Raw genomic sequence first — 21,187 nt, 5'->3', positions numbered from 1 at the left:
CGGTCAGGCGTTCCTGGGCAGCTCCGAGAACGGCACCACCCGGTCGTTGCTCGGCTCCTTGGGCAGGCCGAGCACCCGCTCGCCGGTGATGTTGCGCTGGATCTGGTCGGTGCCGCCGTAGATGGGCGGGGCCTGGGCGAACAGCGCCATCTCGGTGACCACGCCCAGCACCGGCTGGCCGGTGGCCGCGTCGAGGGCCTTGCGGTCGTCGGCGTCGTAGGCGTGGAGCGTGCCGTAGGGGCCGACGATGGCCAGGCCCAGGTCGCGCTGGAGGCGCATCATCTCGCTCATCGACAGCTTGGAGATGTTGGGCATGCCGGGGACGTCCTGGCCGGCGGCCCGGGCGGCCTTCACCCGCAGGTTGTTGAAGCGCCCGATCTCGGAGATGGTGTGCAGCCTCATCAGCCCCTGGCGGATCGTGGGGTCGGCGATGGCCCCGTTGGCCCGGGCCAGGTCGATGAGCATCTTGGCGGCGCCGCCGAACACGCCGCCGCCACCGCCCCGCGGGCGGCCCGGCCCCTGGCGCACGAAGTCGCCGGCGCGCATCGACAGCTGGCCGGCCACGGTGCCCGGCGTGGCCGCGCTGGCGGCCGCGTGGCCGCCGCCCGAGCCCAGGCCGGCCCGCTCGAACATCAGCGTGCTGTTGGCCACCGCCCAGCCCTTGCCCACGTCGCCGATGACGGCGTCGCTGCCCACGCGGGCGTCGGTGAGGAACACCTCGTTGAACAGGGCCCGGCCGGTCATCTCCCGCAGCGGGCGCACGTCGACGCCGGGCTGGTGCATGTCGAAGGCGAAGTACGTGATGCCCTGGTGCTTGGGCACCTCGGGGTCGGTGCGGGCGATGAGCATGCCCAGGTCGGCCACGTGGCCGGCCGAGGTCCACACCTTCTGCCCGTTGACCACCCACTCGTCGCCGTCTCGCACGGCCTTGGCCTGCAGGCCGGCCAGGTCGGAGCCGGCGCCGGGCTCGCTGAACAGCTGGCACCAGGCCCGCTGGCCGGTGACGATGTCGCGCACGTAGCGGTCGATCTGCTCCTGGGTGCCGTGCGTCGCGATGGTGGGGGCGGCCAGCAGCAGGCCCAGCCCGCCGGGGGCGCCGAGGGCCCCGAACTCGGCGATCTCCTGGGCGACCCGCACCGCGTCGTTGCGGGACAGGCCGCGGCCGTAGGCGTTGGGGGGCAGCGAGGGCGCCGACCACCCGGCCAGGCCCAGGCGCTCCCACCACTCGGCCACCGTCAGGTCGGGGTCCCAGCTCTGCTCGAGCCAGGCGCGCAGCTCGTCGACGACGTCGTCGGTGCTGGTGCTGGGGGCGGCGGTCTCGGTCATCGGTGACCTCCGGGAGGCGCAGGCGGAGCGGGTCCCGCGATCATGGCCGACGGCGAGGCGTCGTGCCCAGACCGGCGCCCGGCGGTCGGGTCAGTCGCCCCCGGAGACGCGCACGTCGAGCTCGGACGCCACCGCGCCCGACAGCTCCCGCAGGCGGGCGCGGGCCGAACCGCCACCGTCGAGCTCGGCGGGTTCGAGGGGCGGCACGGGCACGTGGCTGATGCCGCTGTGGAACGGCCGGTCGTCGGGCTCGCCCGCGCCCAGCAGCACCTCGTGGAGCTTCTCGCCCGGCCGGAGACCGGTGAACACGATCTCGACCGGGCGGGGCGCCTCGGCCACCAGCTGCTCGGCCACCTCGGCGATACGCACCGGCTCGCCCATGTCGAGCACCAGCGACTCGCCCGGCCGGCCGATGGCGCCGGCCTGGATCACCAGGCTCACCGCCTCCTCCACCGTCATGAAGTAGCGGGTGACGTCGGGGTGGGTGACGGTGACCGGGCCGCCCCGCTCGATCTGGGCGTGGAAGGCGGTGAGCACCGACCCCCGGGAGTGCAGCACGTTGCCGAAGCGCACCGACAGGTAGGGGTGGTCGGTGACGTCGGCGGCATGGGCGGTGAGGCGCTCGGCGATGCGCTTGGAGTGGCCGAGCACGCTGATGGGGTCGGCCGCCTTGTCGGTGCTGATGTTCACGAAGCGGCGCACGCCCACCGCGACCGAGGCGTCGAGCAGGGTCTGGGTGGCCACCACGTTCGTCTTCCACGCCTCGTCGGGGTACTGCTCGAGGAGGGCAGGTGCTTGAGGGCGGCGGCGTGGAACACCACCTCGGGCCGGCGCTGGCGGAACACCTCCAGCACCCGGTCGCGGTCGCGGATGTCGCACAGCAGCAGGTCGGGGGTGTCGAGGAGGGCCCGGCCCTCGATCGACAGCTGCACGTCGTGCAGGGCCGACTCGTCGCGGTCGAGCAGCAGCAGCTGGGCCGGCGCGTAGCGGTGGATCTGGCGGCACAGCTCGGACCCGATCGAGCCGCCCGCGCCCGTGACCAGCACCCGCTTGCCGGTGAGGTAGCCGGCGATGGCGTCGACGTCGAGATGGATCTTGTGCCGGCCCAGCAGGTCCTCGTCGGTCAGGGGCCGGATGTCGCCCACGCCCACCCGGCCGCCGATCAGCCCGGCCACCGGCGGCAGCACCATCACGTCGAGGCCGACCCCGACCGCCAGCTCGCTCAGCTCGCGGATCAGCTCGGGCTCGGCGCTCGGGACGGCGATCAGCAGGGCCGACGCCCGCCGGTCGGCCGCCACCGCGGCCAGGTCGTCCCGGCCGCCGGCCACGGGGACGCCCATGAGCCGCAGCTTGCGCTTGGCCGGGTCGTCGTCGAGCAGGGCCACCGGCACGTAGGGGCTGTCGGGGCTGCGCAGCATCGCCCGCACGATCTGGTCGCCGCCGTCGCCCGCGCCGAACACCAAGAGGCGGGTGGTGCCGTCGCCGTCGGCCGAGGGCCGGCGGCTGCGCTCGAGCAGCAGCCGCCAGGTGTAGCGGTTGCCGCCCGCCAGGCACAGGGCGATCACCCCGCCGCCCACGGGCACCGACCCCGGCACCAGCCGGTCGAACAGGACCAGGTTGAGGGCGGTGAGCACCCCGGCGACCACCGCGACGCTGAGCACCAGCGCGGCGACCTCGTCGAAGCTGCCGAAGCGCCACCGGCCCCGGTAGAGGCCCACGGCCGTGCCCACCAGCGCCTGGAGCGCCACCGCCACGACCACCGTGGCGGCCAGCCCGGCCCAGCCGACCTGGCCCCAGTCGAGGTCGTAGCGCAGCAGGGTCGCGCCGAGGAGGCCCACGGCCCAGGCGAAGCCGTCGGCCGCCGCCTGCACCGAGTACCGGTTCCGGCCCAGGAGGGCCAGGAGGCCGGGATGCAACGCGGCGCGCTCCCCGCTGCTACCCGCGCTGTCCGCCGCGCTCTGTCCCCCGCGGTGCCCCGGGCTGTCCGCCGCCGTCTCCGCCGTCACCTGTCGATCTCCTCCACCCGTCCGCCCGACCGGCACGTGGGAGCGTACGCCACCGCCGTGACCGACCCCTACTGCTGCCCGGCCAGGCGGGCCTCGGCGATGCGCTGGGCCGGCAGCACCGGCCGGGCCCGGGCCGCGGCCGGGGACCCCTCCCCGAGCGGGCCCTTGGGCGCGGTGACCCGGCGGATCTCCACGGCCACGTCCAGGCCGTGGACGGCAGGGCCCGAGAACGCTCCCCGCAGGGGCGGCACGTCGTCGTAGTCGCGGCCGTGGCCGATCTTCACGTGGCGCAGGCCCACCTCGGCGCCGTTGGTGGGGTCGAGGGCCAGCCACCCGTGGCCCGGGACGGCGGCCTCGAACCAGGCGTGGGTCTGCACCCACGCCACGTCGCCCCCGACCACGTCGGCCCCGGTGCGGTCGTCGCTGGTGAACAGGTACCCGCTGACGTAGCGGGCCGGGATCCCCACGCTGCGGCACATGGCCACGGCCAGGTGGGCGAAGTCCTGGCACACGCCCTTTCGGGTCTCCAGCACCTCCTCGATGGGCATCCCCACGTAGGTGTGGCCGGGCTCGTAGGTCATCACCGCTCCCACCCGGCGGTGGATGGCCAGCACCAGCCCCACCGGGTCGGGCCCGACCAGCTCGGTGACCCGGCCGGCCTCCTCGACCACCCCCTTGCCCCAGTCGGCGTGGGGGGTGCGCTCCAGGTACTCGACGTGCTCGTCCAGCCAGGCCGGGTCGGACAGCGCCTCCATGCGGGGCGAGATGGTGACCAGCGGCGTGTAGCGGGTCTCCACCACGGCCTCGGCGACCACCTCGAGGTTGCGGTGGGTGGGCGTCACCCCGAACGTGTCGACCCGCGTGCCCCAGTAGTCGGTGAAGGAGAACACCCGGGCCGCAGGCGTGGTGCTCACCCGGTACGACACCAGCTGCTGGCGCACGTCGCTGGCCGGGCAGGCCCGCAGCTCGTTCTGGCTCTCGCGCACCGGGCCGGTGTAGGCGAACCGGGTGCGGTAGCGGATGTCGAGCCTCACCGCGACCACCACCGGGTTCGGGGGGGCCCGCCGGCGGGGTGGAAGTCGACGGCGTGCAGGTCGAGGGCCTCGGCGTTGCGGAAGTAGGTGGACCCCACCGCGTCGGCCACCTCGCGCACCCCCGCCTGCAGCCGGTCGAGGAAGCCGTGGAGGTCCTCGTCGAGCAGCTCGGACACGTCGCGGTACTCGAGCTCGGCCTTGAGCCGGCCGATCAGCCGCTGGGGCCGGTTGAGGTCACCGTCCTCGGTGGTGGGGAGGCGGGTGAGGTCCTTGTCGGCCTGGCGCAGGCAGTAGAGCACCGAGCGGGGGAACGCCCGGTCGAGCAGCAGGAACTCGACCACCTCCACCGGCCGCATCGACGCGCCGTACGTCTTGCGGTACGCCTCGGACGCGCTGGCGCTCTTCAGGGCGCCGAGGAGCAGGTGGTAGGAGTCGGGCCGGCCGGCGTCGGCCAGCTCGGCGTAGCGCACGTTGATCAGCCGGCAGGTCATCTCGGCCCGCTCGAGCATCCAGCCGAGCATCAGGAACCGCCACCCGTCGTCGCGGGGCATGGTCTCGGCGGCCACGCCCGACACCATCTGGCAGCGCCGCTTCACCAGCCCGTACAGCTCGTAGGGCTGGGTGTGCAGCTCGGCATGCAGGTCGCGCCGCTGCAGCTCCAGCCAGAAGCCGTTGATCGCCTCCCACAGCTCGGTCGACACCAGCTCGCGCACCGACCGCACGTTCTCGCGGGCCCGCAGCACGGCGTTGCCGATGGCGCCCGGGTTCTCCTGGTCGAGCACCAGGAACTCCGAGATGGCGCCGGCCAGCTCGGCGCCGTCGGCGGCGTGGGCGTCCCAGTCGAAGGCCTCGTCGAGGGAGAGCACCCGCAGCAGGTCGTGCCAGCTGCCCCGGGCCTGGGCCGGCGGGCTCTCGAGCAGCCCGTGGTAGGTGACGTCGAGCATGCGCGCCGTGTCCTCGGCCCGCTCCAGGTAGCGGCCGGTCCAGAACAGGCTCTCGGCGTGGCGGGCCAGCATCGCCGCCCATGGTACGGACCGCGGGAGGGCCGTCGTCCCCCCGTCACCAACCGCTCACGCGCCGTTCACACCCCGGCCCCACCGGCACCGGCGTCTTGTCGGCACCTGGACCCGGCGCGACGCTCGAAGTGCCCGCGGCGCGGGCCGCGGAGCGATCCCCGCGGAAAGGGGACGATCATGACGACACTGCGGCGCGCCGGGGGGCTGTTGGCCGCGCTCGTGCTGGTGACGGGCTGCGCCTTCGTGTCGAGCAGCCGCACGGTGCCGGCGCCCCTGGTCGCCGGCCAGCCCGGCCAAGTCTGCCTCACCCTCGCCAGCCTGGCGGGGGCCGACTGGCCGTATGTGCGGGTGCAGATCCCGTCGAGCGGGATGTACAGGTACGGGAGCGTTGGCGACGAGTACTGCTTCGACGTCACCTACGCCAACCCCGGGACGCAGACCATCGAGTACGACGTCTGCCCGGCGAGGTGGAACACGAACCCCGAGAACCCCGGGTCCTTCGAGATCAAGGGCGAGAGCTGCACCAAGGGGTCGTACACCTTCACGGTGCAGGCCCCGAACCAGCCCGTCTTCGGCACCGGTGACGTCCAGGTCACGCTGGCCTGGTCCGACGGCGCCGACCTCGACCTGCACGTGGTCGACCCCGGCGGCGCGGAGACGTGGTACGGCAACACCACCTCCGCCAGCAGCGGCCAGCTCGACCACGACACCCGCCCGCAGTGCGGCGACGACAACACCCACTACGAGAACATCTTCTGGCCCACCGGCGGCGCCCCGCACGGCCAGTACTCGGTGGTCATCGTGTCGTTCCACGGGTGCGGCTCCACCAGCGACGCCGAGCTCACCATCAAGGTCGGCGGCCAGGTCGTGCGGGACCAGTCGTTCCCGGTGCCCAGCAACGGCCGCAGCACCACCGTGACCTTCACCGCCTGAGCCGCCGACGCCTTGTCGGCGTCGCTGCCCGGCGCGACGCTCGAAGCGCCCGCGGCGCGGGCCGCGGAGCGATCCCCGCAGAAAGGGGACGATCATGGTCACACTGCGACGCGCCGGCGGGCTGCTGGCCGCGCTCGTGCTGGTGACGGGCTGCGCCTTCGTGTCCAACCCGCGAACCGAGCCCCAGCCCCTCGTCGCCGGCCGACCGGGAAGGATCTGCTTCCCCGTGGGGTACATCGGCGGCATCGTCCCCGACTACATCGTGGTCAACGCCGGGCCCTTGGGCGTGAGGAACGTCGACTACTCAGGAGCGACGACGCCCGCCGCCTGCTTCGACGTGAACTACCCGCAGCCGGGAACACGAACCATCGACTACACGGCGTGCGCCGCCGCGGAATACGTCGGTGAGGACCCCGAGATCGACAGGGATACCTGCACCACGGGCTCGTACACGTTCACGGTGCAGGACCCGAACCAGCCGCCGCCACCCGACCTCGGCACCGGTGACGTCCAGGTCACGCTGGCCTGGTCCGACGGCGCCGACCTCGACCTGCACGTGGTCGACCCCCGCGGCGAGGAGATCTGGTACGGCAACACCGCCTCCGCCAGCGGCGGCCGGCTCGACCACGACACCATCCCCTCGTGCGGCGACAACGCCAGGCACTACGAGAACATCTTCTGGCCCACCGGCGGCGCCCCGCGCGGGCAGTACTCGGTGGTCATCGTGTCGTTCCACGGGTGCGGCTCCACCAGCGACGCCGAGCTCACCATCAAGGTCGGCGGCCAGGTCGTGCGGGGCCAGTCGTTCCCGGTGCCCAGCAACGGCCGCAGCACCACCGTGACCTTCACCGCCTGAGCGATCAGCGGGTGACCGGCTCGGCCTCGATTCGCCGGGCCGGTCCGCGAACACACGGCGTCCACGAGCATCCCCTCTTGCCACCCCCCGGAGCCGGTCGGACAATCAACTCGTGCCTGCACTGCGCGCAGGCGGATGGGAGTGAGCCATGGCAAGGCGGCTCCTGCTCACGGCGACGGTCGTTGCCGTCACCCTGCTGGCCACGAGCTGCGCCACGATCTCGTCGGCGTGGTACGAGCCGGACCCGATGCGTGCCGGGGTGCCCGGACAGTTCTGCGTGGACCTCATCAACGTCCCTCTCGCGGAGGACGCGCCCTGGGAGGTCTACCTGCTCCACGTCGACTGGGGCGACGGCGAGATCCAGCACTACGAGGTGCCGGCCACCCGCGAGATGGTGTGCTGGGCGGTCACGTACGACATCCCCCGCAGCTACCTCGTCACCGTGACCGTGTATCCATGCATGCGCGCCGGCCCGTCCTGTGGCGAGCCCGACGCGGAGACGGTTCCGGTCGAGGTCTGGTGAGCGGCGGGGACCGGGTCAGCCCACCGCATCGGTGACGTCGGCGGCCGGGGACGTGCCGCTGGTCTCGTCGGGGGCCAGCACCCAGGTGTCCTTGGAGCCGCCGCCCTGGCTGGAGTTCACGACCAGGCTCCCCTTGCGCAGGGCCACGCGGGTGAGCCCGCCCGGGATCACCTCCACCCGCTCGCCGGAGAGCACGAAGGGCCGCAGGTCGACGTGGCGTCCCTCGACGTGGTCGCCGGTGAGGGTGGGGTGGCGGCTCAGGCTCACCATCTCCTGGGCGACGTAGCCCCGGGGGTCGGCCTCGATGCGGGCCCGGAACTCCTCGAGGGTGGCCTCGTCGGCCGACGGGCCGATCAACAGGCCGTAGCCGCCCGACGCCCCCACCGGCTTCACCACCAGCTGGTCGAGGCGCTCCAGCACCTCGGCCCGCTGGTCGTCGTCCCACAGGAGGTACGTCGGCACGTTGGGGAGGATCGCCTCCTCGCCCAGGTAGTAGCGGATGATCGCCGGCACGTAGGCGTAGACCGCCTTGTCGTCGGCCACCCCGTTGCCGACGGCGTTGGCCAGGGTGACGTTGCCGGCCCGGGCCGCGGCCAGCAGGCCCGGCACCCCGAGCACGCTGTCGTCCACCATGCACACCGGGTCGAGGAAGTCGTCGTCGATGCGGCGGTAGATCACGTCGACGCGCTCCAGGCCGCGGGTGGTGCGCATGAACACCACGTGCTCGTCGACCACCAGGTCGCGGCCCTCCACCAGCTCCACGCCCATCTGGCGGGCGAGGAAGGCGTGCTCGAAGAACGCCGAGTTGTACACGCCGGGGGTGAGCACCACCACGGTGGGGTCGCCGGCCGCCGGTGGGGCCACGTGGCGCAGCGCCGACAGGAGCGAGGCGCCGTAGTGGTCGACGGGGCGAACCCGGTGGGTGGAGAACAGGTGGGGCAGCACCCGGGTCATCGCCGCCCGGTTCTCCAGCACGTACGAGATGCCGCTCGGGTTGCGCAGGTTGTCCTCGAGCACCTGGTAGCCGCCGTCGGCCCCACGGACCAGGTCGATGCCGGCCACCAGGCAGCGGGCGCCCTGGGGCACCGGGATCCCGAAGGCCTCGCGGGTGAACCCGTCGCTCGAGGTGACCAGCCACCGCGGGACGATCCCGTCGTGGAGCGCGGCCCGCTCCCCCACGTAGAGGTCGTCGAGGAAGGCGTTGAGGGCGGTCACCCGCTGGATGAGCCCGGCCTCGATCCGGCCCCACTCGTCGGCCGGGATCACCCGGGGCAGCAGGTCCATGGGGAAGGTGCGCTCCAGGTCCTCGTCGTCGCCCTCGCCGTACACGGTGAAGGTGATCCCCTGGGTGCGGAAGGCCTGGTCGCGCAGGCGCTCGCGGCGGGCCAGCTCCTCGGGCGTGACCTCGGCCAGGTTGGTGACCAGATTGGCGTAGTGGGACCGGATCGAGCCGTCTCCCGCGAACACCTCGTCGAAGAAGCCGTCGTGCTCGTAGCCGGAGAACAGGTCGGCGGCGGGCATCACCAGGACGGTACCGAATCGCCCGCCGTGGGTGACCCGCGGTCCGGCATCGATCACACAGCGTTCACACGCGACGTTCACACGCGACTCAGACGGTGACGCTCCACGAGGCCCGGTCGTCGCCGCGGCCGTAGATCGCCACGAAGGCGTCGCCGGAGCCGGGCGGCGGCGCGAACGCCACCACGCACTCGACCGACTCGCCCGGCGCCACCGCCAGCCCGGCGCAGGGCCGGGCCTCCCCGCCCGTCACCTCGGCCCGGTCGACGAGCGCCCCCGAGTCGCCCCGCAGCAGGCCCCAGCCGGCCCGGGCGTCGTCGACGCCCTCGTCGGCGCCGGTGGCCACGGCCACGTCGACCACGAGGAGCACCGCGTCGCCGGACCGCTCGGCCGACACCACCCCGGCCGTCACGTCGCCCACCTCGGCCGAGGTGCCCGGCTCGAGCAGGGAGCCGGTCGACGAGCCGTCGTCCTGCCCGGCCAGCAGGAACAGCTGCACCCCGCCGGCCAGCAGGATGGCCATCCCGCAGACCAGGGCCAGGGCGATCAACCGGCGGGTGGGCACGGCCGCCGATGCTACGGGCGGCCCGCCGGCGCGAACGACTCGGGGTCGATCCCGCGGCCGGGCCGGCACCACCTAGCCTGACCGGCCGTCGTGTCCAGCACCGAGCCCACCGAGCCCACCGGGCCCACCGAGGAGCCGCTCCGGCGGCGGACGAAGCGGCGCCGCAACCTGACGACCCAGCAGCGGGCGGCCGTCGGCGTCATCGTCGCGGCCGCGGCCGTCGCCGGCGCGCTGGCCGGCACCCACCCCACCGGAACCGCCGTCGTCGACCAGCTGCTCCCGGCCGCCATGGCCGCGCTGACGGCGCTGGCCGGCGCCCGGGCCCGGCGGTGGACCCTGGCCACGGGGGCGGCCCTCACCACCCTCGCCATGGCCGGTTGGCTGGCCGTGGTGCCCGCCGCGGCGCTGGTCACCGTCGTCGTGCTGTTCCGCCTCGACCGGCGCGAGCCCGTGGTGGGCGCGGCCGTGGCCGCCGTGGTCGCCAACGCCGCCCTCCGCCTGGGCTGGGACCCGTTCGTGGGCGCCAGCGCCCTGGTGGCCGCGGCCGCGGTCCTGCCCATCCTCGCGTCGGGCTGGCGGCACGCCCGCAAGCGGGCGAAGCGGGTCGTCGGCGTCGCCGTGGGCGTGGGCGCCGCGGTCGCCGCCGTCGTGATCGTGCTGTTCACCGTGGCCCTGCTGTCCGTGCGCAGCGACGCCCAGGCCGCCATCGACGCCGCCCGGGCCGGCCTGGTGTCGGCCCGCGACGCCGACACCGCGGCCGCCACCGCCCAGTTCGACCGGGCCGCGGAGGGCTTCGCCCGGGCCGACGAGCGGGTGGGGGCGTGGTGGGCGCTGCCGGCCCGGGCCGTCCCCGTGCTGGCCCAGAACGCCCGGGTCCTCCAGGACGTGGCCGGACAGGGCGCCCAGCTGGCCTCGGCCAGCGCCGCCGCCGGCCGCAGCGCCGACGTCCAGACCCTCCAGGTGCGCGCCGGCGCCCTCGACCCCGGGCGCATCGCGGCCATGGAGCCGGCGCTGGTGAGCGTGGCCGGGTCGCTGGACGACACGTTGGGGGTGCTCGACGGGATCGACTCGCCGTGGGTCGCGGGCCCGGTGCGCGACCGCCTCGATCGGCTGGAGACCGAGGTCGTCGACGCCCTGCCCGAGGCCGAGCTGGCCATCGACGCCGTGCGGGTCGCCCCCGGCCTGCTCGGCGGCGAGGGCCCCAGGCGCTACTTCGTGGCCGTGGTCACCCCGGCCGAGTCCCGAGGGCTGGGCGGCTACATGGGCAGCTTCGCCGAGCTCACCGCGGTGGACGGCCAGCTCGACCTGGCCCGCGACGGGTCGACCAGCGATCTCGGGCAGGCCAGCGCCAACCGCGACCTCACCGTCACCGGTCCGCCCGACTGGCTGGAGCGCTACGGGTCGCTCTCGCGCAGCGTGATCTGGTCGAACCTCACCCTGCCCCCCGATCTCCCCACCGTCAGCGCCGTCACCGCCCAGCTCTACCCGCAGACCGACGGCGGCTCGCCCATCGACGGGATGATCACCGTCGACCCTGCCGGGCTGGCCGCCCTCCTCCGGCTCACCGGGCCGGTGAGCGTGCCCGGGATCCCCCAGCCCCTCACCCCCGACAACGTCGAGCAGTTCCTGCTGGTCGACCAGTACCAGCTGTTCGCCGACGACCAAGCCCAGGAGGACGCCCTCGGCGAGGTCGCCCGGGCGGTGTTCGACCGCCTCACCACCGGCGACCTCCCCGGCCCGCGGGCCCTCGGCGAGGCGTTGGGCCCCGCGGTGCGCAACGGCCACCTGCAGATCGCCACGTTCGACGCCGAGGAGAACGGCTTCTTCGACCGCTGGGGAGCCACCGGCGCCATGGCCCCGGTCGACGGCGACTTCGTCGAGCTGGTCACGAACAACGCCGGCAACTCCAAGATCGACGTCTTCCTCCACCGACGCCTCGACTACACGGCGACGGTCGACCCGAGCGGCCAGGTGCGGGCCGCGGCCATCGCCACGCTCCGCAACGACGCCCCCACCAGCGGCCTCCCCGACGAGGTGATCGGCAACAACCGTGACCTGCCGAACGGCACGATGCTCGTGGGGTTCAACCTGTACACGCCGCTGCCCCTGCAGTTCGCCACCGTGAACGGCCAGTTCACCCCGTTCGCCACCCAGGTGGAGCTGGGCCGCTACGTCCACTGGGCGTTCCTCGAGGTCCCCCCCGGGCAGAGCGTCGAGGTGCGCCTGGACCTGGTCGGCGCCGTGGCCCTGCCCGACGGGCGCTACGCCCTGGAGGTGGGCCGCCAGCCCGTGGTGCACCCCGACGAGGTGGCGGTGACCGTGTTCCCCGGCACCGGCAGCGAGCTGATCCGCCCGCGGGACCTCGATCTCGACCCGGCCACCGGCGCCGCCTCGACGTCGTTCACCCTGGAGCACCCCCAGCGGGTGTCGGTGGGCACGCGACCGGCCTGAAGGCCGTTCAGCCGCGCCCGGGACGACGATGGTGACGGGACCCCTCCCGATGGGCGATACTGAACCGGACTCGGCAAGACATCCCCCCGGGCGGCGGAGGTACGACATGGTGCGGCGCATGCTCATCGGCCTGGCGGCGGCCCTCATGCTGCTCGCCCTTCCCACCGCGGCCTCGGCCCAGTACGGCCCGATCCCGCCGCTCCCAACCCCGCCCCCGCCCGGGCCCCCCTCGCCCGTGCCGATCCCGGTGCCCACCCCCACCACCGGCCAGGTGGCCCAGATCGGTGGCACCGACCGGGCCGGCACGGCGATCCTGCTGTCGCGTGACGCCTTCCCCCGCAACGGCTCGGCCGGCGCGGTGATCCTCGCGACCGGCCTGAACTTCCCCGACGCCCTGGCCGGCACGCCGCTGGCGAGGTTCCTGAACGGCCCGATCCTGCTCGCCACCATCCAGGGCAACCGGGAGGCCAAGGCTGCCGTGCTCAGCCCCGACACCCTGGCCGAGCTCCAGCGGGTGCTGCCCGCCGGCGGCAAGGTGTACGTCCTCGGCGGCCCGGCCGCGGTGGGCGGGTCGGTCGACGGGCAGCTGCGGGGCCTCGGCTACGTGGTCACCCGCCTCGCCGGCCCCACCCGCTACGAGACCGCCGTCGCCATCGCCAACGCCCTCGGCAACCCCAACAACGTGATCCTGGCCACCGGCACCGACTTCCCCGACGCCCTCTCGGGCGGGGCCGCCGCCGCCAAGATCGGCGGGGCGGTGCTGCTCACCGCCGGCAACGTGATCCCGCCGGCGACCGGCGCGTACATCGGCGGGAAGAAGATCTACGCGATCGGCGGGCCCGCGGCGGCGGCGTCCCCGTCGTCGGAGTCGATCGTGGGTGCCGACCGCTACGCCACCGCCTCGGCGGTGGCCACCAAGTGGTTCTCGAGCCCCAGCGCCGTGGGTGTGGCCACCGGCCTCGACTTCCCCGACGCCCTCACCGGTGGCGCCCACATCGCCATCCGCGCCAGCGGCCCGATGCTGCTCACCCAGACCACGGCGCTGCCCACCTCCACCAACGGCTACCTGATGGCCAAGAAGGTGCCCATCGCCGTGGCCTTCGTCTACGGCGGCCCGGCCGCCGTGGCCGCCAACGTGGTCCAGGCGATCCAGGTGGCCATCACCTAGCACCGCCGGCACCACCGATCTCACGGGCCCCGGCTCTCCGGCCGGGGCCCGTGCGCGTCAAGCGGTCAACGCAGGGCGCCGAAGTCGGCGCAGGTGACCGGGCGGGACAGGTCGACACCGTTCAGCGAGGTGAGCGGGCGCCCCTCCACCGCCAGAGTGACCGCCTCGACGCCCTCGAAGGGGTCGACGGTGCACACCACCTGGGCGATCCGCAGGGTGGTCTCCTCACCACTGTCGGGGTTGGCGAACTCGCCGCTCAGGTCGACCTCGGCCACGCCGCCCTGCAGGGTCACGGCCAGGAGCCGGGTTCCCGGCGGCACCTGGCTGCTGTAGCCGGCGGCCTGCTCGGCCTCGCTCGGGCCGGCGAGCAGGGCACGCAGCGCCGTCGTGGCCGCCTCGGCCACAACCACCTGGCGCACCACCGGCACCAGCCTGCCGGCGGCCACCCAGAACACCTCGACGTCGACGACCGAGGGGGCCGTGGTGCCGGGCCTGGTGGTCGGCGGCGCGGCCGTCGTGGGCGGCGCGGCCGTGGTGGGCGCCGTGGTGGGCGCCGGGGTGGGCGCGGTGGTGGTCGGCCGGGGTGCCGGCGCTGCGGTCGTGCCCGGCCGGGCCGTGGTGGGGGTGGAGGTGCGGGGCCGGGCGGTGGTGGACGTGACGATGGTGGGGGTGGTCGACGGCCCGGCGCTGGTCGGCGGCGTGGTGATCACCACCGTCGACACCGGGTCGGGCAGCGTCGCCCCGGTGTCGGCGGTCGCCGGGTCGGTCGCCTCGGTCGTGGTCGACCCGCCCTCGGTGCGCACCCGCTCGGCGTCCTCGGAGCCCCCGAAGTCGGGCCCCCCCGTCAGCATCAGGGCCACCACCACCGCCACGACGGCGACGGCGACGACCTGGACCCACCGCTCCCGCCACACGTCCCGCCAGGACTGCACGGTCGACGAGCGTACGGCAGCGCGACCCGGCCGCCGGCGCGCCCGGCTACTGGGCGCGGCTACTCGTGGTCGCGGCGCTCGCGCCGGCGGCGCCACCAGAAGCCGAAGGCCCGGTCGGCGAGGACGCCGAGCACGACGCCGATCACGATCACCACCCACGCCGACGCGGTGAAGTCGAGGAACAGGAAGTTGACCTCGACCTCGTTGGTGTTCTGGGCGATGAACAGCACCAGCGCCAGCGCCACCAGGCCGCCGACCACCAGCCCGACCGACGGGCCGCGCTTCGCGTCACCGCCCGGCGTCCCCACGCCGCCGGCGTCCTTCCAGAGCCTGGGGTCTCGCCCCTCCATCGCCATCGTGCCCAGCCTCCCCGGCGGGTCCGGCGCCCCGTCGCGGCCCCGACGCTAGCCGTGGCAGGCTTGCCGCCATGGCTCTCAAGGGCTTCATGAAGCGACTCACCGCCTCGGTCCAGGAGCTGGACGCGGCCCGGCTGTCCGACCGCTACTGCGGGCTGGGGCTCACGCCCATCGCCGAGGTGCCGCTGCGCCGTCCGGTGCGGGTCGCGGGCGAGCTCCAGCGCAGCCGGGTGGTGCCCCGGGCCGGATCGCCCAGCCTGCAGATCCTGATCAAGGACGGCACCGGCGAGATCTACGCGGTGTTCACCGGGCGCCGCCGCATCGGCGGCCTCGACGCCGGGCGAGGTGTGGTCCTCGAGGGCGTCGCCCGCGAGGAGGGCAGCCGGCGGGTGATCCTCAACCCGGCGTATACGCTCCTCGGCCGCGGGTGATCGGCGGATCGCCCAGGGCGGAGGAGGCGGGCGTGACAGGTCGACCCCAGCGGGTGGCGGTCGTCGGGCAGGGCTACGTGGGCCTGCCCCTGGCCGTGCGGGCGGTGGAGGTCGGCCACACGGTGGTCGGCTTCGACGTCGACGAACGGCGGGTGAAGGCCCTGGCCGCAGGTGAGAGCTACGTGGGCGACGTGCCCTCCGACCGGCTGGCCGCGGCGCTGGGGACGGGCCGCTACAGGCCCACCGCCGACGAGGCCGACCTCGACGGCTTCGACGTCGCCGTGATCACCGTCCCCACCCCCCTGCGCGACCACGTGCCCGACCTCTCCTACATCGAGGACGCGGCGCGAACGGTCGGCCGCCACCTGCGGCCCGGCGCCACCGTGGTGCTCGAGTCGACCACCTACCCGGGCACCACCGAGGAGATGGTCGGCCCTCTGCTGGAGGAGGGGTCCGGTCTGGCCGTGGGCCCCGACGTGCACCTCGGCTACAGCCCCGAGCGCATCGATCCCGGCAACCGCACCTGGACCCTGGAGAACACCCCGAAGGTGGTGTCGGGCGTCGACCTGCCGTCGCTGCGCGCCGTCCAGCGCTTCTACGACACCGTGGTCGAGCGCACCGTGCCGGTGTCGTCGCCCAAGGAGGCCGAGCTCACCAAGCTGCTGGAGAACACCTTCCGGCACGTGAACATCGCCCTGGTGAACGAGCTGGCCATGTTCGCCGACGACCTCGGCATCGACATCTGGGAGGCCATCGACGCGGCCGCCACCAAGCCGTTCGGGTTCATGCGGTTCACCCCCGGACCCGGCGTGGGCGGCCACTGCCTGCCCATCGACCCCTCGTACCTGTCGTGGAAGGTCCGCACCACGCTGGGCTCGCCGTTCCGGTTCGTCGAGCTGGCCAACGACGTGAACGCCCACATGCCCGACTACGTGGTGCGCCGCCTGGTGGTCGGCCTCAACGAGCGGGGCCGGGCGGTGAAGGGGTCGCGGGTGCTGCTGCTGGGCCTCGCCTACAAGCCCAACACCGGCGACGCCCGCGAGTCGCCGGCGCTGCCGATCGCCCGCCAGCTCGCGACCCTGGGCGCCGAGGTGCGGGCCTGCGACCCGCACGTGGTGGAGGAGGTGGGCGACCTGCCCGCGGTGCGCGTGGCCTTCTCGGCCGACGAGCTGGCCGCGGCCGACGTGGTGGTGCTGCTCACCGACCACGCCGAGTTCGACCTGCCCATGGTGGGGCGGGCGTCGAGCTACGTGCTCGACACCCGCCACCGGGTGCCGGCCGGGCCCGGGGTCGACCACCTCTAGTGCTGCCGGGCCGGAGCAGCGGCCCCTGTCAGCCCTCCGTCGTCAGGGGCCCGCCGCTACACGCAGAAGACCTTGCCGACCTGGCTGTCGAAGGAGCACTGCGGCGGAGGCTCCTCGCACGCCCCGTTCTTGAGCCCCAGGGTGTCGACCGGCTCGCAGGGGTCGGGCGGCGGGGGGGTGGGATCCGGGATCTCGAAGAACGAGCTCGAGCCACCGGTGCTCTGACCCCCCGTGCCCAGTGAGCGGCCCTGGATCACCACCGTGACCACGGCAGGCTCCGACCGGCTGCCGTCGGCGCCGACGGCCACGATCTCGAACGAGAACTTCCCTTCGACGCCGCGGCCGATCTGCTCGACGACGTTCGTCAGCTCGGTGGTGGTGAGCAGCTCACCGTTGAGGTACACCTCGTAGGCGGCCGCCCCCGGCACCGCCTCCCAGGACACCCGCACCGAGCCGTCGGCCTGCACGATGAACCACGCGCCGGTCGGGCTGGACAGCGTGGCCTTCACCGCCGCGCCGGCCGGCGATCCGGGGAGCCCCACCGCGGCGAACCCTCCCAGGGCGAGCACCGCGATCACGATCGCTACCAGACGCCGTCGCATGGGGACCTCCTCCACCTCACCGGCCACGCTACCGGGCCGGGCCGGCGCACGCCGGCCGCAGTCGGCTGGTCGCCCCGCTCACGCTGCCCGCCCGCCGGCGCCCTCGAGGCGAACCCGCCACCGCCGGAGGTCGGCCGCCACCCGGGCCGGGGCCGCGTCGACCTGGCGCAGCGGGTAGCGCCGGAACCGCCAGCCGCCGTCCTCGAGGGCGTGCTGGCGGCGGCGGTCCTCGTCGGCGGTGGCCATCCGGGCGTGGACGGTGCGCCCGTCGATCTCGACCGCCGCGCGCAGCTCCGGATGGGCGACGTCGAGCTCGAAGCGCTCCCCGCCCGCGGCGACCAGCAGGTGGTGGACGGGCGCCGGGACCCCGTGGCGAGCGACGAGCAACGCCAGCCGGGTCTCGCCGCGGCTGTCGGGGTCGCCGTCGACCAACCGCTGCCGGTCGAGCGCCCATCGCAGGGCGGCGGTGCCCGGGCGCCCCGGCCGCCCGGCCGTCGCGAGGAGCTGCCGCAGGGCGTTCCCGTCGACCAGCCCCTCGATCAGCCACGCCTCGAGCGCCCGCTCGACCAGGCCGCGCCTGGCCACGGCACCGAGGTCGAGCAAGGCGCGGGCCGGCGTGGTCACGGGGATGCCCTGCTGGCACCCGACGTCGGCGTCGCGGAGGTCGCCGGAGCGGTGCACGATCACGCCACCCAGCCGGGGCTGGCGGGGCCGCGGCACCGAGATCTCCACGCAGGCGATGTCGAGGCGGTCGACGCCCCACAGCCACGCGGCGGAGCGGTGCGACACCACCGCCCCCTCACCGGCGGCCAGGCACGCGGCCAGCAGGCCCTGCTCAAGCGTCGGCGGCACCACGCCGAGGCGCAGAGCGCCCGGCTGGGCGGCGACGAGCACCCCCGACCGACGACGCCGGGCGATCGCCGGGTCGGACACGCCCGCTGACCGGAGCTGCTCCCGTGTGGCCAGCCATCGCTGCGGGCTGGCGATCGCGAGGATGGCGCGATCGGTGTCGTTCACCCCCCCCCCACGATGGCGCCGGGGTGTGTCACCGACCCCGCTCCCCCACCCGCTCGTCCGCGCCGGGGAGGTGACGTCGGCGGCGGCGACGTGACCCCGGCGGGGGCTCAGGCCGCGGGCAGGGCCTCGACGCGCGCCCGGACCTCGTCGAGGAGCTCGGGGCGCTGCTTCATCGCGGTGCGGGTGGCGCCGCTGCGGTAGGCGGGGCGCAGCCGGGGGATCGCCGTGCGCACCGCGGCCGCCCCCACCGCGGCGACCCCGGACGCCACCGCCCGCTCGGCCCCCACCTGCAACGACAGCGACGACACCAGCTCGGCCAGGTCGGTGGCCAGCAGCAGGTCGGACGCGGCCAGCTCGGAGAAGCCGAAGTCGATCATCCAGACGCGACCGTCGGCGGCGAGGAACAGGTTGGCCAGGCGCAGGTCTCGGTGGGCGATGTCCTTGGCCCGCAGCAGGGCCACCTGCTCCCACAGCGACGCCAGCACCTCGTCGGTGACCTCGGCCGGCTCCACACCGTCGAGGGAGCGGCCCTCGATGGCCTCGTAGGCCAGCACGAACGAGCTCGGCTCCACCCTTGCGAAGGCCGCCACCTGGGGTGTGCGCACCCCCTGGTCGTGGGCCGCGAGCGACACGAGCAGCTCGTGCTCCACGGTGCGACGCAGCGAGGTGAAGGGCTTCTCGTCGCCGAGGTCGTGGGGGACGATCCGCCGCCACAGCCGAAAGAGCGTGTCGGCGCTGCGCTCGTCGGCGCCCAGCACCTTCACGAAGAGCTTGTCGCCATCGGCGGTCCGGCCGAAGTAGGGCGTCGAACCCCGGGCGTCGACCTTGGCCCGCTCCAGCCGGGCCAGCGGGATGCCGGCCCGCACCAGGCCGGCGGCGACGGCGTGGCCCGCCGCCCGCCGGCTGGGCGCGCCCAGCAGCACCAGCACCAGGGCGCCCGCCACCCAGCCGGCCACCAGCGCCACCGGCACCGCCACCGACACGTCCGCGCCGAGCACCGACCCGACCGCCAGGCCGAACACGAGCGCCCACCCGACACGCCGCCACCGCCGGGCCACGAACGGCGCGCCCGCGGTCATCAGCCCCGCCCCCGCCGCCACGACCTCCGGCGGGAACTCGTCGCTCGTCACCGGGCCGAGCGAGTCCGACGCCTCGGCCACCGCAGGGCGCTCGTTGCCGTCGGCGAGGGCGTCGATCCCTGCGAACAGCGCCACGCCGAGGGCGGCGCCCAGGATCACGGTGAGCAGGAAGCGCAGGCGACCCCGGGCGATGGAGGCGACCGCCCCACCCACGAGCATCGCCACCGTCCCGACCCGGGTGACGACCACCACGGCGGTGAGGAGCCACGAGGGCAGCGCGGTGAGCCCCCCGAAGAGCTCGGCGAGGAACTGCGAGATGCCGTCGCCGGCCAGCCAGTGGAGCAGGGCGAGCACCACGAGGACGGATCCGGCGACGACCAGCCGCAGCACGTCGACCGGGGAGCGCTCCGTGGCCGGCGACGGGGGCTCGACGACCTCCACCGCGGCGGCGGCCGCCAGGCTCACGCCGACCCCGCCTCCGGCGACCCGGCCTCGGACGGCCCGGCCTCGGGCGACCCCGCCTCCGGCGACCCGGCCTCGGACGACCCCATCTCGCCCGGCGCGCCGAGCGCCCCTTCCCCGACGAGGATCGCCTTCACCTCGGGCTCGCTGTCGTCGGTGACGAGCACCAGCACCTCGTCGCCCACCCGCAGCAACGTGTCGCCCCGGGGCACGATCACCTTGTCCTTGCGGATCACCGCGACCACCGTGGAGTCGCGCGGGAAGCCGAGCTCGAGGATCTCGCGGTCCTGGGCCGGCGAGCCGTCGGCCAGCTTCACCTCCGACAGCCGGGCCTTGCCCCCCTCGAAGCTGAGCAGCCGCACCAGGGTGCCAACCGAGACGGCCTCCTCCACCATGGAGGTGAGCAGGTGCGGGGTGGACACCGAGATGTCGACCCCCCAGCTCTCGTTGAACATCCACTCGTTCTTGGGGTTGTTCACGCGGGCGACGACCCGCGGCACCCCGAACTCCTGCTTGGAGAGCAGGGAGATCACCAGGTTGTCCTCGTCGTCGCCGGTGACCGCGGCCACCACGTCGGCGGTCTCGAGGCCGGCCTCGGCCAGCCGGCTCACCTCGCAGGCGTCGCAGCGCTTCCAGGGCACGCCGGCGATGTCGGCCTGGTGGCGGCCGATCACGTCGCGGTCCTGGTCGAGGATGAGCACCTCGTGGCCGGCACCGTGGAGCTGCTCGGCCATGAAGCGACCCACCTTGCCGCCGCCGGCGATCACGACCTTCATCAGTGCCCACCCCCCTCGGTGCCCGCCAACCTGCCGTCGAGCTGATCGACGGCGTCGCCGGCCACCCCCACGAACACCACATCGTCCTCCTGGGCCACCAGGTCGTCCTTGGGCACCATGCCCACGCCCAGCCGCTGCACCGCCATCACCCGGCTGACCCCGGCCACGTCGAGCTCCGCGTACCTCCGGCCGGCCCACGCCCGAGGGACGGTGCGCTCCACCAGGAGCACCTTGGCACTCGGGTCGACCCACTCCACCCCGGGCTCCTCGGGCAGGATCCGGCGGAGCACCCGCTCGGTGGTCCATGACACGGTGGCCACCGTGGGGATCCCGAGTCGCTGGTAGATCGCGGCCCGGCGGGGGTCGTAGATGCGAGCCACCACCCGGTCGATCCCGAACGTCTCCCGGGCGACGCGGGCGATCATGATGTTCGAGTTGTCGCCGCTGGTCACCGCGGCCACCGCCGCGGCCCGCTCGACGCCGGCCTCGACCAGCACGTCGCGGTCGAAGCCGATCCCCTCGATGGTCGTCCCCTCGAACCCCTTGCCCAGGCGCTCGAAGGAGCTGGCGCTGCGGTCCACCACGGCCACGGTGTGTCCGGCCTCCGTGAGCTGCTGCGCCAGCTGCGAGCCCACCCGGCCGCATCCGACCACCACGAAATGCACGGGCGACACCTCCTCGGTGCTCGTCGGGTCGCGGTCCCGGTTCGGGCCGGGAGCGGGCCCGGCCGGCGATCGTAGCCCTCGCCGCGGGCCGGCTCGCCCGGCGCCGCTTCGCTGACGCGCGGATGACACGCGCCACGCCCGAGGTGCGCCCGCCCACCGGTGCGGTG

At 74.4% G+C, this 21,187-nt stretch carries 19 protein-coding genes and 1 pseudogene; 7 read left to right on the top strand and 13 right to left on the bottom strand.

The window, feature by feature from the left end; all coding sequences use genetic code 11:
• Nucleotides 1-3: 3 nt before the first annotated feature.
• The 4 genes and pseudogenes from IPM45_14310 to IPM45_14295 all read right to left on the bottom strand — a co-directional run bounded on the left by IPM45_14310 (nucleotide 4) and on the right by IPM45_14295 (nucleotide 5,382).
• Nucleotides 4-1,326 (bottom strand): acyl-CoA dehydrogenase family protein, encoded by a 1,323-nt coding sequence (locus tag IPM45_14310; GenBank protein MBK9180709.1) that lies wholly within the window; start codon nucleotides 1,324-1,326, stop codon nucleotides 4-6.
• A gap of 90 nt (nucleotides 1,327-1,416) precedes the next feature.
• A pseudogene (locus IPM45_14305) lies at nucleotides 1,417-3,242 on the bottom strand (polysaccharide biosynthesis protein).
• Nucleotides 3,243-3,400: 158 nt separating this feature from the next.
• Nucleotides 3,401-4,366: a transglutaminase family protein gene (locus IPM45_14300; GenBank protein MBK9180708.1), complete on the bottom strand. Its 966-nt coding sequence runs from the start codon at nucleotides 4,364-4,366 to the stop codon at nucleotides 3,401-3,403.
• Nucleotides 4,363-5,382 carry an alpha-E domain-containing protein gene (locus IPM45_14295; protein MBK9180707.1) on the bottom strand — a complete coding sequence of 340 codons (1,020 nt, stop codon included), beginning with the start codon at nucleotides 5,380-5,382 and terminating at the stop codon, nucleotides 4,363-4,365. Before IPM45_14295 ends, IPM45_14300 begins: the two co-directional genes overlap by 4 nt.
• 177 nt (nucleotides 5,383-5,559) lie before the next feature.
• Here IPM45_14295 and IPM45_14290 point away from each other — a divergent pair, with 177 nt between their 5' ends.
• From IPM45_14290 to IPM45_14280, 3 genes are all read left to right on the top strand, one after another.
• Nucleotides 5,560-6,315: a hypothetical protein gene (locus IPM45_14290; GenBank protein ID MBK9180706.1), complete on the top strand. Its 756-nt coding sequence runs from the start codon at nucleotides 5,560-5,562 to the stop codon at nucleotides 6,313-6,315.
• Nucleotides 6,316-6,409: 94 nt separating this feature from the next.
• Nucleotides 6,410-7,171: a hypothetical protein gene (locus IPM45_14285; GenBank protein MBK9180705.1), complete on the top strand. Its 762-nt coding sequence runs from the start codon at nucleotides 6,410-6,412 to the stop codon at nucleotides 7,169-7,171.
• A 148-nt stretch (nucleotides 7,172-7,319) separates the two neighbouring features.
• The gene (locus IPM45_14280; GenBank protein ID MBK9180704.1) at nucleotides 7,320-7,694 is read left to right on the top strand and encodes a hypothetical protein; all 375 of its coding nucleotides are present in this window, start codon (nucleotides 7,320-7,322) and stop codon (nucleotides 7,692-7,694) included.
• Nucleotides 7,695-7,709: 15 nt separating this feature from the next.
• Here IPM45_14280 and IPM45_14275 read toward each other — a convergent pair whose 3' ends face one another.
• Nucleotides 7,710-9,215 (bottom strand): circularly permuted type 2 ATP-grasp protein, encoded by a 1,506-nt coding sequence (locus tag IPM45_14275; protein MBK9180703.1) that lies wholly within the window; start codon nucleotides 9,213-9,215, stop codon nucleotides 7,710-7,712.
• A gap of 88 nt (nucleotides 9,216-9,303) precedes the next feature.
• Nucleotides 9,304-9,777, bottom strand: coding sequence for a hypothetical protein (locus IPM45_14270; protein MBK9180702.1), 474 nt, complete (start codon nucleotides 9,775-9,777; stop codon nucleotides 9,304-9,306).
• 90 nt (nucleotides 9,778-9,867) lie between these two features.
• Between IPM45_14270 and IPM45_14265 the strand changes: the two genes are divergently transcribed.
• Nucleotides 9,868-12,228, top strand: a complete 2,361-nt coding sequence (locus IPM45_14265) for a DUF4012 domain-containing protein (protein ID MBK9180701.1) — start codon at nucleotides 9,868-9,870, stop codon at nucleotides 12,226-12,228.
• 118 nt (nucleotides 12,229-12,346) lie between these two features.
• Nucleotides 12,347-13,396, top strand: coding sequence for a cell wall-binding repeat-containing protein (locus tag IPM45_14260; GenBank protein MBK9180700.1), 1,050 nt, complete (start codon nucleotides 12,347-12,349; stop codon nucleotides 13,394-13,396).
• A 65-nt stretch (nucleotides 13,397-13,461) separates the two neighbouring features.
• On the opposite strand, the gene IPM45_14255 is transcribed toward IPM45_14260, so the two are convergent.
• Both IPM45_14255 and IPM45_14250 read right to left on the bottom strand, forming a co-directional pair.
• Nucleotides 13,462-14,328 carry a GerMN domain-containing protein gene (locus tag IPM45_14255; GenBank protein MBK9180699.1) on the bottom strand — a complete coding sequence of 289 codons (867 nt, stop codon included), beginning with the start codon at nucleotides 14,326-14,328 and terminating at the stop codon, nucleotides 13,462-13,464.
• A gap of 59 nt (nucleotides 14,329-14,387) precedes the next feature.
• Nucleotides 14,388-14,684: a DUF1049 domain-containing protein gene (locus tag IPM45_14250; protein MBK9180698.1), complete on the bottom strand. Its 297-nt coding sequence runs from the start codon at nucleotides 14,682-14,684 to the stop codon at nucleotides 14,388-14,390.
• A gap of 71 nt (nucleotides 14,685-14,755) precedes the next feature.
• Here IPM45_14250 and IPM45_14245 point away from each other — a divergent pair, with 71 nt between their 5' ends.
• Nucleotides 14,756-15,115 (top strand): OB-fold nucleic acid binding domain-containing protein, encoded by a 360-nt coding sequence (locus tag IPM45_14245; GenBank protein ID MBK9180697.1) that lies wholly within the window; start codon nucleotides 14,756-14,758, stop codon nucleotides 15,113-15,115.
• 32 nt (nucleotides 15,116-15,147) lie between these two features.
• A complete protein-coding gene (locus IPM45_14240) occupies nucleotides 15,148-16,419 on the top strand; it encodes a nucleotide sugar dehydrogenase (GenBank protein MBK9180696.1) in 1,272 nt (423 codons plus the stop codon).
• A 56-nt stretch (nucleotides 16,420-16,475) separates the two neighbouring features.
• On the opposite strand, the gene IPM45_14235 is transcribed toward IPM45_14240, so the two are convergent.
• The 5 genes from IPM45_14235 to IPM45_14215 form a co-directional block, all read right to left on the bottom strand.
• Nucleotides 16,476-17,021, bottom strand: a complete 546-nt coding sequence (locus IPM45_14235) for a hypothetical protein (protein MBK9180695.1) — start codon at nucleotides 17,019-17,021, stop codon at nucleotides 16,476-16,478.
• A gap of 78 nt (nucleotides 17,022-17,099) precedes the next feature.
• Complete coding sequence (locus IPM45_14230) at nucleotides 17,100-18,038, bottom strand: hypothetical protein (GenBank protein MBK9180694.1); 939 nt, start codon at nucleotides 18,036-18,038, stop codon at nucleotides 17,100-17,102.
• 107 nt (nucleotides 18,039-18,145) lie between these two features.
• Nucleotides 18,146-19,582 carry a hypothetical protein gene (locus IPM45_14225; GenBank protein ID MBK9180693.1) on the bottom strand — a complete coding sequence of 479 codons (1,437 nt, stop codon included), beginning with the start codon at nucleotides 19,580-19,582 and terminating at the stop codon, nucleotides 18,146-18,148.
• Nucleotides 19,579-20,355 carry a TrkA family potassium uptake protein gene (locus tag IPM45_14220; GenBank protein ID MBK9180692.1) on the bottom strand — a complete coding sequence of 259 codons (777 nt, stop codon included), beginning with the start codon at nucleotides 20,353-20,355 and terminating at the stop codon, nucleotides 19,579-19,581. Before IPM45_14220 ends, IPM45_14225 begins: the two co-directional genes overlap by 4 nt.
• Nucleotides 20,355-21,020: a TrkA family potassium uptake protein gene (locus tag IPM45_14215; protein MBK9180691.1), complete on the bottom strand. Its 666-nt coding sequence runs from the start codon at nucleotides 21,018-21,020 to the stop codon at nucleotides 20,355-20,357. Before IPM45_14215 ends, IPM45_14220 begins: the two co-directional genes overlap by 1 nt.
• Between the last annotated feature and the right edge of the window lie 167 nt (nucleotides 21,021-21,187).

The organism is Acidimicrobiales bacterium (assembly GCA_016716005.1).
GTDB lineage: Bacteria > Actinomycetota > Acidimicrobiia > Acidimicrobiales > JADJXE01 > JADJXE01.
The sequence above is the reverse complement of the archived record's forward strand: the minus strand, read 5'-3'. Positions and strand labels throughout refer to the sequence as shown.

Excerpts from the sequence above, each read along its gene's own strand:
- IPM45_14235 (MBK9180695.1), bottom strand. The coding sequence starts at position 17,021 with ATGCGACGGCGTCTGGTAGCGATCGTGATCGCGGTGCTCGCCCTGGGA.
- IPM45_14295 (MBK9180707.1), bottom strand. The coding sequence starts at position 5,382 with ATGCTGGCCCGCCACGCCGAGAGCCTGTTCTGGACCGGCCGCTACCTG.
- IPM45_14220 (MBK9180692.1), bottom strand. The coding sequence starts at position 20,355 with ATGAAGGTCGTGATCGCCGGCGGCGGCAAGGTGGGTCGCTTCATGGCC.
- IPM45_14280 (MBK9180704.1), top strand. The coding sequence starts at position 7,320 with ATGGCAAGGCGGCTCCTGCTCACGGCGACGGTCGTTGCCGTCACCCTG.
- IPM45_14275 (MBK9180703.1), bottom strand. The coding sequence starts at position 9,215 with ATGCCCGCCGCCGACCTGTTCTCCGGCTACGAGCACGACGGCTTCTTC.
- IPM45_14290 (MBK9180706.1), top strand. The coding sequence starts at position 5,560 with ATGACGACACTGCGGCGCGCCGGGGGGCTGTTGGCCGCGCTCGTGCTG.
- IPM45_14250 (MBK9180698.1), bottom strand. The coding sequence starts at position 14,684 with ATGGCGATGGAGGGGCGAGACCCCAGGCTCTGGAAGGACGCCGGCGGC.
- IPM45_14260 (MBK9180700.1), top strand. The coding sequence starts at position 12,347 with ATGCTCATCGGCCTGGCGGCGGCCCTCATGCTGCTCGCCCTTCCCACC.
- IPM45_14245 (MBK9180697.1), top strand. The coding sequence starts at position 14,756 with ATGGCTCTCAAGGGCTTCATGAAGCGACTCACCGCCTCGGTCCAGGAG.
- IPM45_14310 (MBK9180709.1), bottom strand. The coding sequence starts at position 1,326 with ATGACCGAGACCGCCGCCCCCAGCACCAGCACCGACGACGTCGTCGAC.
- IPM45_14285 (MBK9180705.1), top strand. The coding sequence starts at position 6,410 with ATGGTCACACTGCGACGCGCCGGCGGGCTGCTGGCCGCGCTCGTGCTG.